Origin of the sequence: Lysinibacillus odysseyi 34hs-1 = NBRC 100172, from assembly GCF_001591965.1 — a bacterium.
GTDB classification, from domain to species: Bacteria; Bacillota; Bacilli; order Bacillales_A; family Planococcaceae; genus Lysinibacillus_B; species Lysinibacillus_B odysseyi.
In genome coordinates this window covers 26,029-40,219 of the sequence record NZ_BCVX01000018.1, presented here as the reverse complement: position 1 = coordinate 40,219, position 14,191 = coordinate 26,029, and the positions used below count along the sequence as shown (strand labels likewise).

Genomic DNA, 14,191 nt, shown 5'->3' with positions numbered 1-14,191 from the left:
TTGTCAGCCTTATATTCAAAAGGAGGAAGAAAGCATGGCTAAAGAAAAGATCATGTCACCACGTCTAAAAGAAGAGATTGCCAAGGAACTCGGATTTTATGATGTCGTACAAAAAGAAGGCTGGGGCGGGATTAAAGCTCGTGATGCTGGAAATATGGTCAAGCGTGCCATTGAAATGGCCGAAGAAGGTCTTGCAGCGGAAAAACGCAACAAGAACATTTAGCTAGGTTGAACCAAAAAGAGAAATAAGGCTGATGGAAGCTGTCTCGATAACGAGACAGCTTCTTTTCCGTAATTGGACAGTCTAAAAAGTTTCTATACTTTCCATAAGTGCCTTGTTCTGCAGTATGGTAAAATAAAGGACAATGATATTCGCAATGTGCGAGATGTAAGGAGGATTTTGGCATGTTGTATGTAAAGGCACCCGCTAAAATTAATTTAACATTAGATGTTTTATATAAAAGACCTGACCATTACCACGAGGTGGAAATGATCATGACGACCGTGGATTTAGCTGATCGAATTGGTTTAGAGCCTCGGAAAGATGGCCTTATTAAAATTATCTCTGCTGACCGCTTTGTCCCTGATGATGAACGGAATTTTGCCTATCAGGCAGCGAAGCTGTTGAAGGATACATATGGGATTTCTGAAGGTGTATCAATTAAGATTGATAAGGAAATTCCTATTGCAGCAGGACTAGCCGGCGGCAGCAGCGATGCAGCTGCTACTTTGCGCGGGCTAAATGAGATGTGGAATTTACAGTTAACAATGGATGAACTTGCTGAGCATGGCTCAAAAATAGGATCGGATGTTTCTTTCTGTGTGTATGGTGGAACGGCACTGGCTACAGGACGCGGAGAGAAAATTAGGGAATTGCCCGCCCCTCCCGCCTGCTGGGTCGTACTGGCAAAACCAAAAATCGGTGTTTCTACAGCAGATGTATATGGGGGGCTGAAGCTCGATGGGATCAAACACCCAGATACTAAGCGAATGATGGAGGCAATTGAGAAACAGAATTATGAACTTGTCTGCCAATCACTTGGGAATGTACTCGAAACTGTAACGTTCAATCTGCACCCGGAAGTAGTAACGATTAAAGAGCAAATGCAGCGCTTTGGGGCGGATGCCGTGCTAATGAGCGGCAGCGGCCCAACTGTATTTGGGCTGGTTGATTCAGAAACACGAGCTACCCGTATTTATAATGGCCTGCGGGGGTTCTGTGAAGAGGTATATATAGTACGGATGCTGGGAGAGCGGAATCCACTTGCTTAAAAGCGTATATTTGTGGTAATTTACCTATTAAAAGTTCGTGTTTATAGTGATTTAATTATGATATGGGAGAGGATCAAATGAAATGGAAGCGCAGTGAACGTCTTGTGGATATGACTTACTATCTACTTGAGCATCCACATCAGCTGATCCCGCTAACTTATTTTTCTACTCTATATCAATCAGCTAAATCTTCTATTAGTGAAGATTTATCGATTGTAAAAGAAACATTTGAAGAAAAAGGAATCGGGTTGCTGATGACCGTGCCTGGAGCAGCAGGCGGAGTGAAATATATCCCTAAAACGTCTGAACAGGACGTAAAGGATATTATTAATGAACTAATTGTAGAACTTAGACAGTCAGATCGGTTATTACCGGGCGGCTACTTATTTATGACAGATCTATTAGGAAATCCGGAACTGATGAACCGGGTGGGGAAAGTATTTGCGAGTGCATTTGCGGACAAGCAAATTGATGTTATCATGACAGTGGCAACAAAAGGGATTTCAATTGCCCATGCAATCGCCCGACATTTAAATGTACCGGTCGTTGTTGTACGCCGTGACAGTAAAGTGACGGAGGGTTCTACAGTAAGTATTAATTATGTATCAGGTTCTTCTCGTCGTATTCAGACGATGGTATTATCAAAGCGCAGCATGAAGAGCGGGCAACGTGTCCTTATTACAGATGATTTTATGAAAGTAGGAGGCACAATGAACGGTATGAAAAACCTGCTTGAAGAGTTCGAGTGTGAGCTAGCGGGGATGGCTGTCCTTGTTGAAGCAGAACATGCGGATGAAACGCTTGTTTATGACTATTATTCATTGGTGAAGCTTCATGAAGTAAACGAGAAGGATCGAACAATTGCATTAAGTGAAGGCAATTATTTTTCAAAGGAGAGAAAAGAATGAAAACAGTATCTACAAACAAAGCACCGGCAGCAATCGGTCCTTACGCACAAGGTATTATCGTAAATAACATGTTTTACTCTTCAGGACAAATCCCTCTAACAGCATCAGGCGAGTTAGTAGAAGGGGATATCAAGGAACAAACGAACCAGGTTTTTGAGAATTTGAAAGCTGTTCTTGCAGCGGCGGGTAGCTCGCTGGACAGCGTCGTAAAAACAACGGTATTTATGAAAGATATGAATGACTTTGCTGAAATGAACGAAGTATATGCTATTCATTTTGGTGAGCATAAACCGGCACGTTCGGCCGTGGAAGTGGCCCGTCTGCCAAAAGACGTCAAGGTCGAAATCGAAGTTATTGCATTAGTAAAATAATAAGTGGGAAAGCGCTGCTGATAAAGCGGCGCTTTTTTGTTAAAAGATAATAATTGATGGTTTATGATAGAAGTATGCCCATAACATTCTTGTAAATAGATTAGTATGCAAAGATTTGATCAAGTAATGTCCGATAAATTGAAAAAGTTAAAATATTTATAAATTTCTACTAATTAAAGAAGGAATTTAAGTTTTTTTGAAGAAATTAACTCTCATAAAAGGTGGCATCTTAGAAGAGAGGGGTGAAAGAATGGAAGTAACAGATGTTAGATTAAGACGTGTACAGACAGATGGTAGAATGCGTGCTATCGCTTCCATCACATTGGATGATGAGTTCGTCGTCCACGATATTCGAGTGATCGACGGGAATTCCGGCCTATTTGTAGCAATGCCGAGCAAGCGTACGCCGGATGGTGAATTCAGGGATATTGCCCATCCGATCAATTCAGGGACACGTAATAAGATTCAGGAGATCGTCTTGGCTGCTTATCATGCTTCAGATGAAGAAAATGAAGAGGAAGTCCTGGAACTAGAAGAAGCGAATGTATAATTTTAATATAAAGAGAGTCTACTCCGCAAAAGAGTAGACTCTTTTTATATGGGAAAAGAAGAATTCCGTCCGAATAAGCGTTTTCAAGGCGCAAAGGACGGTCATGGGAAAATGCGGATGTGTCAATGTTTTGTCAAGTCCGAATACCTTGAAAATCGCGTGAATTTACTATATAGTCATAAGAGACACTGAGCTGAATTGGGGGACTTAAAGATGACTAATATTTTTGCTATCGTGCTAGCAGCTGGTCAGGGAACACGAATGAAGTCCAAATTATATAAAGTGCTCCACCCTGTTTGCGGCAAGCCAATGGTTCAACACGTTGTAGACCATATCGAAACGTTGGATGTAAAACGTATCGTAACGGTTGTCGGGCATGGCGCCGAAATGGTAAAAGAACAACTGGGAGAGCAAAGCGAATATGTGCTGCAAGCGGAGCAGCTCGGAACAGCCCATGCTGTTCAACAGGCAGAACCTGTTCTTGGTTCGCTTGAAGGTACAACATTAGTGGTTTGTGGTGATACACCATTAATCCGCCCTGAAACAATGAAAGCCTTATTTGACTACCATACTTCGCAAAACGCTAAAGCGACTATTTTAACAGCTGTAGCAGAAGACCCGACTGGGTATGGCCGTATTTTACGAGATGCTGAAGGCAGCGTAGCTCAAATTGTAGAACAAAAAGATGCAACAGAAGAGCAAAGAAAAGTGACAGAAATCAATACAGGTACTTACTGTTTTGATAACAAGGCGCTTTTTGAGGCTTTGAAACTTGTAAAAAATGATAATGCCCAAGGAGAATATTATCTTCCGGACGTTATTGAAATCCTTCAGAAGCAAGGAGATCTCGTTGCTGCCTATGTAACAGAGAGTTTTGAAGAAACACTTGGTGTTAATGACCGTTTTGCGCTTTCACAGGCTGAGGAAATTATGCGCGCCCGTATCAATGAGCGTCATATGCGTAATGGAGTCACGATTATTAACCCTTCTACAACACATATTAGTGCTGATGCGGTTATCGGCTCTGATACCGTGATTCAGCCAGGCTGTATTATTGAAGGAAAATCAATAATTGGCGAAGACTGCATCATCGGGCCAAACAGTCATATTGTGGATAGTGAAATCGGCGACTCAACGACGATTCACAGCTCTGTTGTGCTACAAAGTAAAGTAGGAAATGAAACTGCTGTCGGACCATTTGCACACCTTCGTCCAGCTTCTTCGCTTGGTGACCACGTAAAGGTTGGTAACTTTGTAGAAGTGAAGAAAAGTAATTTAGGTGACTATACAAAAGTATCGCATTTAAGCTACATAGGAGATGCTGAAGTAGGGGATAATTGCAATATCGGCTGTGGTACCATTACAGTTAATTACGACGGTAAGAACAAATTTAAAACGATTATTGAAGATGATGTATTTGTAGGATGCAATTCGAATTTAGTGGCGCCGGTAACACTTGGAGCTGGCTCATTCATCGCGGCAGGCTCTACAGTCACGAAGGATGTACCGGGTGATGCGTTAGCTATTGCACGCGCGCGCCAGGAGAATAAATTAAATTACGTTAGTAACAAATTAAAATAAACTCATTAATTAGAAAAAACAGGAGGCCATCATGCCGTATCAATACGCTGACTCAAAATTAAAAATCTTCTCGCTAAACTCAAACAACCCTCTTGCGGAAGAAATTGCAAAAGAAATGGGCTGTGAGCTTGGTAAATCATCTGTAAAGCATTTCAGTGATGGAGAAATTCAAATTAGTATTGAAGAAAGTATTCGCGGTTGCGACGTATTCATCGTTCAATCCACTTCTGCACCTGTAAACGAACATCTTATGGAGCTATTAATTATGGTTGATGCTGTAAAACGTGCTTCTGCACGAACAGTAAACGTAGTAATGCCTTATTATGGGTATGCTCGTCAAGACCGTAAAGCAAAAGCTCGTGAGCCGATTACAGCAAAACTAGTAGCCAATCTTTTAGAAACTGCAGGAGCTACTCGTGTAATTGTATTAGATTTACACGCACCACAAATCCAAGGCTTCTTTGACATTTTAATCGATCACTTGGTAGCAGTGCCGATCTTATCTGATTACTTCAAAACAAAAGGTTTTAATCCTGATGATGTAGTAATCGTATCGCCTGACCACGGCGGTGTAACGCGTGCCCGTAAAATGGCAGAGCGTTTGAAAGCTCCAATTGCTATTATTGATAAACGTCGTCCAAAGCCAAACGTAGCAGAAGTAATGAATATTGTTGGTAATGTTGAAGGCAAGGTGGCTATCTTAATAGATGATATCATCGATACAGCAGGCACGATTACAATCGGTGCCAACGCACTGCTTGAAGCAGGGGCAAAAGAAGTTTATGCTTGCTGTTCACACCCTGTATTATCAGGTCCTGCAATCGAGCGTATTGAAAACTCAGTGATTAAGGAATTAGTTGTAACGAACACGATCCAATTAACAGAAGATCGTAAATCTCCAAAAATTAAACAACTTTCAGTAGCTGGCTTGATGGCTGATGCTATTTCACGTGTATATGAAAATAAATCTGTAAGTACTCTGTTTGACTAATCAAATAAATGAAAAGCCGTTTCCTTTTTAGGAAACGGCTTTTTTAATAGGGATAGTTTAAGTTTCCTCATAAAGGGTAAAGAATAAAGTGAAAAATTTTTATGGAAAAGGGGAATGTGAGATATGAGTACAGTATTAGAAGCAACAAAACGCGAAACTGGCGCTCGTTCGATTTTAACCGAAGTACGTAATAATGGCAGCATACCAGCAAATGTATATGGCTATAAAACAGAAGCCACTCCTATTAGTGTAGAGGCTAAAAGCTTACTGAAGGAGCTTCAGACAAATGGCCAAAACGCCGTGTTTAAATTAAATATTGAAGGAAAGACAGTGAATGCTGTTATCAATGAAATCCAGCGCTGTGCCTTAAAAGGCCACGTAAAGCATATAGACTTCCAAGCAATCAACATGAGTGAGGAAATCGAAGTAGAAGTTCCTATCACAATCGTTGGTGAGTCAGCGGGTGTCAAGGAAGGTGGCGTATTAACGCAGCCAAACCGAGATATAAAGATAAAAGTAAAACCTTCGGATATCCCGGAAGCTATCGAAATCGATGTATCAAACCTAAATGTCGGCGATACACTGTCATTAGCTGATGTACGTGGAAAAATTAATTTTGAAGTATTAAATGATGATGATTATACATTAGCTACTATTACTCCTCCAACGAAAGTTGAGGCAGATGCAGATGCTGAGGCAGTAACAGCAGACGATGTAGAAGCGACAGGTGAAAAGCTAGACCCAGAACGACCTGGACGCGAAGATTAAAAGAGCGGAGTCCCTATTAACGGGACTCTTTTTTTCACAATTTTTATCGGACGTAGGCATAACCTCAGCTATTTAAGCCATAGTAGGATATAATAATATTTACATAATCAGGTAAGAATACAGGCCTACTTTTTTCTCGAAAGAACTTTTTTTATAGATATGCTAAAATAAGCTACGATTAAAATTTAAATGAGGTTTATAAAAATGAAATTAATTATAGGTTTAGGTAATCCGGGGAAACCATATGAACATACCCGTCATAATATAGGATTTGATATTATTGATGCTTTGGCGGATAAATGGGGAGCTCCGTTAAATCTGTCAAAATTCAATGGGATGTATGCGACCATACATCGCCCCGAAGGAAAAGTTATGCTGTTAAAGCCACTGACATACATGAACTTGTCAGGTGAATGTGTACGGCCTTTCATGGATTATTTTGATATTGCGATTGAGGATATTATTGTTATTTACGATGATTTAGATTTGGAAACAGGGAAGCTGCGCTTACGTCAAAAAGGAAGTGCGGGCGGACATAATGGCATTAAATCATTAATCCAGCATCTTGGCACGCAGGAGTTTAACCGAATTAGGGTAGGAGTCAGCCGCCCGCCCGCCGGTATCAAGGTCGCCGATTATGTGTTGTCCAAGTTTTCAAAAGATGATGAGCCAATCGTGCAGGAAGCAATCAAAAAATCATGTGATGCCATAGAAGCATCGCTGTCGAAAAAATTTTTAGATGTCATGAACATATTTAACGGCGCATAAAAAAATAGAAGAACGTCTATACTTTGAATACACATGTATTCAAAGGAGGACGCATATGCCAGTTCGTTATCGCTGCAGACACTGTGAAACAGAAATTGGAAGGTTGCCTTTCGATGCAGAGGAAACAATCCGTAAGTTACACCTGTTTGAAATTGGGGAAATTGATGATTATATTGAAAAAGATGCACGCGGCGAAACAATCGTTCATTCGATCTGTGAGCATTGCGAAGATTCGCTCCGCCAATTTCCCGATTACCATGCGCTGAAAAATTGGTTACAGTAATAAAAAAGGTAAATGAGAAAAATAGCAGGTCGCTTTGGCACATGTAAACCTAAAAAGGTCTAGTGTGCCAAGGCTTTTTCCGTTTTTATTTAGGGAAGATTCTCTTTTGCTGCAAATATGTCATGAGTATGAGCCTTTTATCTAATATTCTTTCATCCTTGTAAAAAACAAGAAAAATAGAATGAATATTGCCAATGGATAAGTGGATGCAAGTTCTTTCAAATGAGAGGGGTTTTTAAATGGAAGTTTTTCATCAGCTATTCTCGCAAGATAAACATATAAATACACTGCTAAAGCAGATCGATAAAAATGAGGCGGATCAGCAATTAATTACCGGTCTGACAGGAGGGGCAAGACCAGCATTTATCCAGTCCATATTTAAGGAAACGAACAGGCCGATCTATGTATTATCACCAAATCTACTGCAGGCCCAGAAGCTTGCCGATGATGTAGCCTCTTTAGTTGGAGACGAATCTGTCTTTTATTACCCAGCAGACGAATTCATCGCAGCTGATATGACTATTGCCTCCCATGAGCTGCGGGCTCAGCGGATTGCAACGATGGACCATCTGGCAAAAGGAACGCCGGGTATTTACATTGTCCCAGTAGCCGGCATGCGGAAATATATAACACCTCCTGTCCAATGGAAAGAAAGTTCTTTACAGACAGCTGTTGGTGAAGAGATAGAAATGGACAAGTGGCTGTCAAAACTTGTTGCAATGGGCTATGCACGCAGCGGTATGGTGACGGCTCCGGGAGAATTTGCAGCGCGTGGAGGGATTTTAGATATCTATCCTTTATATGCAGATGCGCCAATCCGTATTGAATTGTTTGATACGGAAGTGGATTCCATCCGCTCCTTTGATGCGGATACACAGCGGTCGATTGAGAAGATGGATACTACTCGTATTTTACCGGCGATGGAGATTTTACTATCGGGGGCAGATCGGCTGAAGCTCGCGGAACGCTTAGAAGGCGCTCTAGCAAACAGCCTTAAGAAAGTCAAAAATCCCGAGCTGCAGGAGCTGCTTGTTGAAAACATTCAATATGATATCACGATGCTAAAGGAAGGGAATCTTCCCGATCATGTAAATAAATATGGCTCTCTTCTATTTGAGCAAACTACTTTTTTAGGGGATTATTTTGCAAGAGATGGCATTGTGCTATTTGATGAGCTGGGGCGCATTCAGGAGGTAATGGATGCATGGGAACGTGAAGAAGAGGAGTGGTTTTTATCCTTGATTGAAGAGGGGAAAATGCTCCATGACGTAAAACCTTCCTTCTCCTTTAAAGAAATAACGGCAATGCTCCGCCAGCAAACAATTTCTTTGGCATTATTTGCCCGTACATTTGCCGGCATCCGCTTTTCCAAAACAACAAATATCTCCTGTAAGCCGATGCAGCAGTTCCATGGACAGATTGCTTTGCTGCAAAATGAAGTAGAGCGCTGGGAGCGTGAGAAGTTTACTGTTCTATTTGCTGCAAGTGGTGTAGAAAGACTGCAGCAAATGCAGCGGATGCTAGAGAGCTATCATATAGAAGGGCAAATCGGCATGCCGAATGGTCCAGGCATCTTTTTGATAGACGCTGCGCTGTCCGCTGGCTTTGAGCTGCCTATGCAGAAAATCGCTGTTGTCACAGATGACGAGCTGTTTAAGCAGCAGGCAAAGAAGAAGAAGCGGCCGCAAAAAATGACGAATGCAGAGCGCATTAAGTCTTATACGGAAATCAAGCCTGGTGATTATGTTGTCCATATTCATCATGGGATCGGGAAATATATCGGCATTGAAACATTAGAGGTGGGGGGCACACATAAAGATTATCTCCATATTCGTTATCGTGCGGATGATAAGCTCTATGTCCCTGTTGACCAAATTGATCTCATCCAAAAATATGTGGCTTCCGAAGATAAAGAACCAAAGCTTCATAAGCTGGGCGGTGCCGAATGGAAAAAGGCAAAGGCGAAAGTATCTTCGGCGGTCCATGATATTGCGGATGAACTAATTAAATTATATGCCAAGCGCGAGGCGGAAAAGGGTTATGCGTTTGCACCGGATTCCGATGAAGTACGGGCTTTTGAAGCAGAGTTCCCTTATGAGGAGACAGATGACCAGCTGCGTACAATCATGGAAGTAAAGCATGATATGGAACGCGAACGCCCGATGGACCGCCTTGTATGCGGAGATGTAGGCTATGGAAAGACAGAGGTCGCTATTCGAGCTGCTTTCAAAGCTATCCAGGATGGAAAACAGGTCGCCTTCTTAGTGCCGACGACGATTTTAGCCCAGCAGCATTATGAAACTATTCAAGCGCGTTTTGAAGAACATGCGATAAATGTAGGTTTACTAAGCCGCTTCCGGACTCGTAAACAGCAGCTTGAAACGATTAAAGGGCTGAAAGAAGGAACGGTCGATATGGTAATCGGAACACACCGTATTTTATCGAAAGATGTACAATATCAAGACCTGGGACTTCTCATTGTTGATGAAGAGCAGCGGTTTGGTGTAACACATAAGGAAAAAATTAAGCAGCTAAAGACGAATATTGATGTATTAACGTTAACTGCAACACCAATTCCTCGTACATTGCATATGTCTATGGTGGGTGTACGGGATCTTTCTGTTATTGAGACACCTCCTCAAAACCGATTCCCTGTCCAGACATATGTAATGGAGCATAGCGGGGCATTAGTACGTGAAGCAATTGAACGGGAGATGGCACGCGGAGGGCAGACATTCTACTTATATAACCGTGTAGAGGATATGACAAGTCGTGTAGAAGAGATACGTGCCCTCGTTCCGGAAGCACGAGTTGGTTATGCTCATGGACGCATGACGGAATCAGAGCTGGAGTCTGTGATCCTCACATTTTTAGAAGGCGAGTATGATGTATTAGTAACGACGACAATTATTGAGACCGGTGTTGATATTCCTAATGTAAATACATTAATTGTCCATGATGCCGATCGAATGGGATTATCACAGCTTTACCAACTGCGTGGACGTGTTGGACGTTCAAACCGTGTCGCGTATGCTTATTTTATGTACCAACGTGATAAAGTGCTGACGGAAGTAGCAGAGCACCGTCTGCAAGCCATCAAAGAGTTTACAGAGCTGGGATCAGGCTTTAAGATTGCCATGCGTGATTTATCGATCCGGGGAGCCGGGAATTTACTTGGAGCTCAGCAGCATGGTTTCATTGACTCAGTCGGATTTGATTTATATTCTCAAATGCTGGAGGAGGCTATTGAAGAACGCCGTACTGGTGTGAAAAGAGAAGAAAAACCGGAAGTTGAAATTCTCTTACAGACAGATGCCTATATTCCGGATGCCTACATTCCAGACGGTTATCAGAAAATCCAAATGTATAAAAGAATTAAAGCGATGGAACGTGAGGAAGATTACTTCGAAATCATTGATGAGCTGCAGGACCGATTTGGTGATTTGCCGGTAGAGACGGAGCGTTTAATGCGTATTGCACGGATAAAAGTATGGGCGCTTCAGGCTGGAATTACTGCCATTAAGGAAAAGCAGGGAGTCATTACAATTAATTTATCCGAAGAAGGCACAGCACTTGTAGATGGAGCAAAAGTTGTCACAGATTCCATGCAGTTTGAACGGGCAGTAGGATTTGGTATGGATGGGACAAAGCTGAATCTGACAATTGATATGAAAAAATGCGGCAAGTATCAGCCGCTTGATGTATTAGAAAAAATGGTGAAGATTGTGTCAGAGGCAAAAAAAGAAGAGGTAGCATAATAAAAAAGGCGGACTATGTATAAAAAATGATGTCCGCCTTTTACCTATGGAAAAAACTATATGGAAATGTTTTGCGCTGCACTATAATGCATTCCATTCGTATAATTTAATCGTTGCATCAATTCTTCGCGATCGGCATGTTCCTGGCGTTTTTCCATAAACATCTTTTCCTTTGTCGAAGAAGTTGTCAGCATATCGCGCTGTCCATTATATTTTTCGAGATATCTAGTGAAAATGCCGCTTTCTACCTCAGTACGTACTTGTGGACGGTTCTTTATATCAACTGGATTGTAATAGTAAGCTAAATGCTCGCCTGCATAAAATTGAGTTTGTCTATACGCATCGGAATTGCTCTCTACTCGGTTTACTCGCATAAATATCCCCCTCATTTTTTATTAGCTATATACCCATTTCAAAAACAAATAAACGGTTAAAATAACGATTATTCTGAATTTAGTCTTCTCGTATTACTAAATAAATCAATAAACTAGTTATAATTTACTACCCACATTAATGTTTTTGTTGCATAGTTTACAATTTGCTTAACCATACTAATTGGGAACAGAGCTAAATTTGTGGAAAGTGAGGTAGCATATGAAAGCAACAGGTATTGTACGTCGGATTGATGATTTAGGGCGTGTTGTTATACCGAAAGAAATTCGCCGGACGATGCGGATTCGTGAAGGCGACCCGCTTGAAATCTTTACTGATCGTGAAGGTGAAGTCATTTTAAAAAAGTATTCACCAATCAATGATCTTAGCGAATTTGCAACGGAGTATGTGGAATCATTATACGAAGCATTAGGGTTACCGATTTTCCTTAGTGACCGCGATGAAATGATTGCCATTGCCGGTGTTGCCAAAAAGACTTATAGTCATCGACGTCTCTCTTCTTTTGCAGAGGATTCGATGAAAGAACGCCGCCCAATATTACATCAACAGGAAACTGTTATCGAACTTGTTCCAGGTCAGTATGAAGAAGTGAAATCGTATTGTATTGTCCCTATTCTTGCAAATGGCGATATTATCGGCGCTATTTATGTCCTTTCAAAAGATGGATTAATTGGGGCAGTAGAACAAAAAAGTGCCGAAATCGGTGCCCTCTTTTTGGCGAAACAAATGGAAAGTTAGAAGCAGCCAACAGATGGGTAACAACCATCCTGGCTTTCCATATAAGAAGAACATCATGTCATCCTTATGCAGGACGATATGGGGCTTTCCAAAAACGTCCTGTTTGTTACAAAGAACGGGGCGTTTTTTGTGTGTCCCTCTTCGGTTTGGAACAAGAACTGTCTTCCTAATCATGGTATACTTGTACCATTGTATAGATGAGGAAGGATTTTATATGTCTTCACAATTTAGTATGAAAAGCTATATGAAGGGTGCCCTGCTATTAACGATTGCATCGCTGATTGTGAAAGTATTGAGTGCCGTCTACCGTGTTCCTTTTCAAAACATGGTAGGGGATCAGGGGTTCTATGTGTATCAGCAGGTCTATCCATTCATTTCTCTTTTTGTCGTATGGACATCCGGCGGCTTTGCAGTCGCCATTTCAAAACTATTGGCCGATACTGAAAATAAACAAATAAAACAAGGGATTACATCAACAGTATTTCAATATTTAACTGTGCTATCTGTACTCTTTTTTTCCCTTCTGTTTTTCGGAGCAGATATATTGTCCTCTTGGATGGGAGATCTAAGACTAGCTCCTCTTTTGAAAACCGGTGCATTTGTAACGCTTTTTATGCCGGCCTTAGCTGTAATGAAAGGTACTTTTCAATCCCGTGCCGTGATGGAACCTGTCGCCTATGCGCAGGTTTTTGAGCAGTCTATCCGGGTAGCCGTTATTTTGATTGGGACGATTATAATAATGACTGCCTTTTCCGGTACCGTTTATGCTGCGGGAAACATGGCAGTACTGGGAACCGTAATTGGAGAATTGGCGGGCGTCATCCTATTATTTGTATATATGAAGAAGTCCCGGCTTTTATTCGGAGAACGGGCGATTATTCCAAAGTGGCCGATTATTAAGGAAGTAACGCTTTTTAGTATTAGTGTAAGCATGAGTAGTTTATTGCTGCTCGCTTTTCAGCTTGTTGACTCCTTTACTATCTTTTCTATGCTGGCAGATGCAGGGATGCCGAGAATAGAAGCAATGGAGACAAAGGGCATTTATGACCGCGGTCAGCCGTTAGTGCAGCTCGGAATTGTGATTGCGTCCTCCTTTTCGCTGGCTATTGTGCCGCTTGTCGCCTACAAATCGAAAAAAAGCGCATTAGCGGAGGTCCCTTATATCCAACTGACGTACCGGGCGTCCCTCCTTTTCGGAGTAGCCGCATCTCTTGGACTTATCCTTGTTATGCCTTATGTCAATGTACTGCTGTTTAAAACGGGAGCGCTTACTATCGTCTTAATGCTGTATGTGCTTCAGATCATCCCGCTTTCCATTATTTTGACGTTCACGTCAGTGCTGCAAGGCTACGGAAAGCTGAAGATGCCTACCGCCTTTTTAGTAGGCGCCTTTTTAGTAAAACTAGGTGGAAATATTGTGCTTATCCCCCTTATTGGCATTATAGGAGCGGCTTTGGCAAGTAATATTGGTCTATTTATGTGTGCGGCTGCCTTGATGTATTATTTAAAGCAATATAAGAATATGAGATTGGCGAACGGATCGTTTTATCGAAAATTAGCCGTTGCCAGTATTGCAATGATATTGGTAATAGAAGTTGCTATAGCTGTATTGGAGCGGGTCGTTCATCTTGAGTCCGCTCGAATGACATCTATTACTTATAGCGTTATTCTAATTATTCTTGGTGCTTTTACCTTTATCACTATTGTGGCAAAACTCCGTCTACTTAGTGCAAGGGAATGGTTCATCATTCCGTTTGGGCGGAAGATGGCCATGTATCAATTATGGTTAAATCAAAAGAAGTAGGTGTCA

At 41.6% G+C, this 14,191-nt stretch carries 14 protein-coding genes; 13 read left to right on the top strand and 1 reads right to left on the bottom strand.

Features of this window, described 5'->3' with window-relative positions; translation table 11 throughout:
* Positions 1–34: 34 nt before the first annotated feature.
* From BOD01S_RS21455 to mfd, 11 genes are all read left to right on the top strand, one after another.
* Positions 35–223, top strand: coding sequence for a small, acid-soluble spore protein, alpha/beta type (locus BOD01S_RS21455; protein WP_036150944.1), 189 nt, complete (start codon positions 35–37; stop codon positions 221–223).
* A gap of 182 nt (positions 224–405) precedes the next feature.
* Entirely contained in the window at positions 406–1,272 is an 867-nt protein-coding gene (gene ispE / locus BOD01S_RS21450) for a 4-(cytidine 5'-diphospho)-2-C-methyl-D-erythritol kinase (protein WP_036150942.1), read from the top strand.
* 77 nt (positions 1,273–1,349) lie between these two features.
* Positions 1,350–2,180: a pur operon repressor gene (gene purR, locus BOD01S_RS21445; protein WP_036150940.1), complete on the top strand. Its 831-nt coding sequence runs from the start codon at positions 1,350–1,352 to the stop codon at positions 2,178–2,180.
* Positions 2,177–2,551 (top strand): RidA family protein, encoded by a 375-nt coding sequence (locus BOD01S_RS21440; RefSeq protein ID WP_036150938.1) that lies wholly within the window; start codon positions 2,177–2,179, stop codon positions 2,549–2,551. The genes purR and BOD01S_RS21440 overlap by 4 nt, the downstream gene beginning before the upstream one ends.
* A 250-nt stretch (positions 2,552–2,801) precedes the next feature.
* Positions 2,802–3,101 (top strand): septation regulator SpoVG, encoded by a 300-nt coding sequence (spoVG, locus tag BOD01S_RS21435; RefSeq protein ID WP_036150936.1) that lies wholly within the window; start codon positions 2,802–2,804, stop codon positions 3,099–3,101.
* Positions 3,102–3,314: 213 nt separating this feature from the next.
* Positions 3,315–4,682 carry a bifunctional UDP-N-acetylglucosamine diphosphorylase/glucosamine-1-phosphate N-acetyltransferase GlmU gene (gene glmU / locus BOD01S_RS21430; RefSeq protein ID WP_036150934.1) on the top strand — a complete coding sequence of 456 codons (1,368 nt, stop codon included), beginning with the start codon at positions 3,315–3,317 and terminating at the stop codon, positions 4,680–4,682.
* 31 nt (positions 4,683–4,713) lie between these two features.
* Positions 4,714–5,673, top strand: coding sequence for a ribose-phosphate diphosphokinase (locus tag BOD01S_RS21425; protein ID WP_036150933.1), 960 nt, complete (start codon positions 4,714–4,716; stop codon positions 5,671–5,673).
* Positions 5,674–5,796: 123 nt separating this feature from the next.
* Complete coding sequence (locus BOD01S_RS21420) at positions 5,797–6,441, top strand: 50S ribosomal protein L25/general stress protein Ctc (RefSeq protein ID WP_036150930.1); 645 nt, start codon at positions 5,797–5,799, stop codon at positions 6,439–6,441.
* A gap of 204 nt (positions 6,442–6,645) precedes the next feature.
* Positions 6,646–7,209 carry an aminoacyl-tRNA hydrolase gene (gene pth / locus BOD01S_RS21415; RefSeq protein WP_036150927.1) on the top strand — a complete coding sequence of 188 codons (564 nt, stop codon included), beginning with the start codon at positions 6,646–6,648 and terminating at the stop codon, positions 7,207–7,209.
* Positions 7,210–7,264: 55 nt separating this feature from the next.
* The gene (locus tag BOD01S_RS21410; protein WP_036150924.1) at positions 7,265–7,492 is read left to right on the top strand and encodes an anti-sigma-F factor Fin; all 228 of its coding nucleotides are present in this window, start codon (positions 7,265–7,267) and stop codon (positions 7,490–7,492) included.
* Positions 7,493–7,731: 239 nt separating this feature from the next.
* The gene (gene mfd, locus BOD01S_RS21405; protein WP_036150921.1) at positions 7,732–11,250 is read left to right on the top strand and encodes a transcription-repair coupling factor; all 3,519 of its coding nucleotides are present in this window, start codon (positions 7,732–7,734) and stop codon (positions 11,248–11,250) included.
* 56 nt (positions 11,251–11,306) lie between these two features.
* Here the strand turns inward: mfd and BOD01S_RS21400 are convergent, their stop codons facing one another.
* A complete protein-coding gene (locus tag BOD01S_RS21400) occupies positions 11,307–11,624 on the bottom strand; it encodes a hypothetical protein (protein ID WP_036150918.1) in 318 nt (105 codons plus the stop codon).
* A gap of 220 nt (positions 11,625–11,844) precedes the next feature.
* Between BOD01S_RS21400 and spoVT the strand changes: the two genes are divergently transcribed.
* Together spoVT and BOD01S_RS21390 are read left to right on the top strand one after the other, a co-directional pair.
* Positions 11,845–12,381 (top strand): stage V sporulation protein T, encoded by a 537-nt coding sequence (spoVT, locus tag BOD01S_RS21395; protein ID WP_036150915.1) that lies wholly within the window; start codon positions 11,845–11,847, stop codon positions 12,379–12,381.
* 214 nt (positions 12,382–12,595) lie between these two features.
* Entirely contained in the window at positions 12,596–14,185 is a 1,590-nt protein-coding gene (locus BOD01S_RS21390) for a putative polysaccharide biosynthesis protein (protein ID WP_036150913.1), read from the top strand.
* The last annotated feature ends 6 nt before the right edge of the window (positions 14,186–14,191 follow it).

Excerpts from the sequence above, each read along its gene's own strand:
- spoVT (WP_036150915.1), top strand. The coding sequence starts at position 11,845 with ATGAAAGCAACAGGTATTGTACGTCGGATTGATGATTTAGGGCGTGTT.
- BOD01S_RS21440 (WP_036150938.1), top strand. The coding sequence starts at position 2,177 with ATGAAAACAGTATCTACAAACAAAGCACCGGCAGCAATCGGTCCTTAC.
- mfd (WP_036150921.1), top strand. The coding sequence starts at position 7,732 with ATGGAAGTTTTTCATCAGCTATTCTCGCAAGATAAACATATAAATACA.
- pth (WP_036150927.1), top strand. The coding sequence starts at position 6,646 with ATGAAATTAATTATAGGTTTAGGTAATCCGGGGAAACCATATGAACAT.
- BOD01S_RS21390 (WP_036150913.1), top strand. The coding sequence starts at position 12,596 with ATGTCTTCACAATTTAGTATGAAAAGCTATATGAAGGGTGCCCTGCTA.
- BOD01S_RS21425 (WP_036150933.1), top strand. The coding sequence starts at position 4,714 with ATGCCGTATCAATACGCTGACTCAAAATTAAAAATCTTCTCGCTAAAC.
- glmU (WP_036150934.1), top strand. The coding sequence starts at position 3,315 with ATGACTAATATTTTTGCTATCGTGCTAGCAGCTGGTCAGGGAACACGA.
- spoVG (WP_036150936.1), top strand. The coding sequence starts at position 2,802 with ATGGAAGTAACAGATGTTAGATTAAGACGTGTACAGACAGATGGTAGA.
- purR (WP_036150940.1), top strand. The coding sequence starts at position 1,350 with ATGAAATGGAAGCGCAGTGAACGTCTTGTGGATATGACTTACTATCTA.
- BOD01S_RS21410 (WP_036150924.1), top strand. The coding sequence starts at position 7,265 with ATGCCAGTTCGTTATCGCTGCAGACACTGTGAAACAGAAATTGGAAGG.
- BOD01S_RS21400 (WP_036150918.1), bottom strand. The coding sequence starts at position 11,624 with ATGCGAGTAAACCGAGTAGAGAGCAATTCCGATGCGTATAGACAAACT.
- BOD01S_RS21420 (WP_036150930.1), top strand. The coding sequence starts at position 5,797 with ATGAGTACAGTATTAGAAGCAACAAAACGCGAAACTGGCGCTCGTTCG.
- BOD01S_RS21455 (WP_036150944.1), top strand. The coding sequence starts at position 35 with ATGGCTAAAGAAAAGATCATGTCACCACGTCTAAAAGAAGAGATTGCC.
- ispE (WP_036150942.1), top strand. The coding sequence starts at position 406 with ATGTTGTATGTAAAGGCACCCGCTAAAATTAATTTAACATTAGATGTT.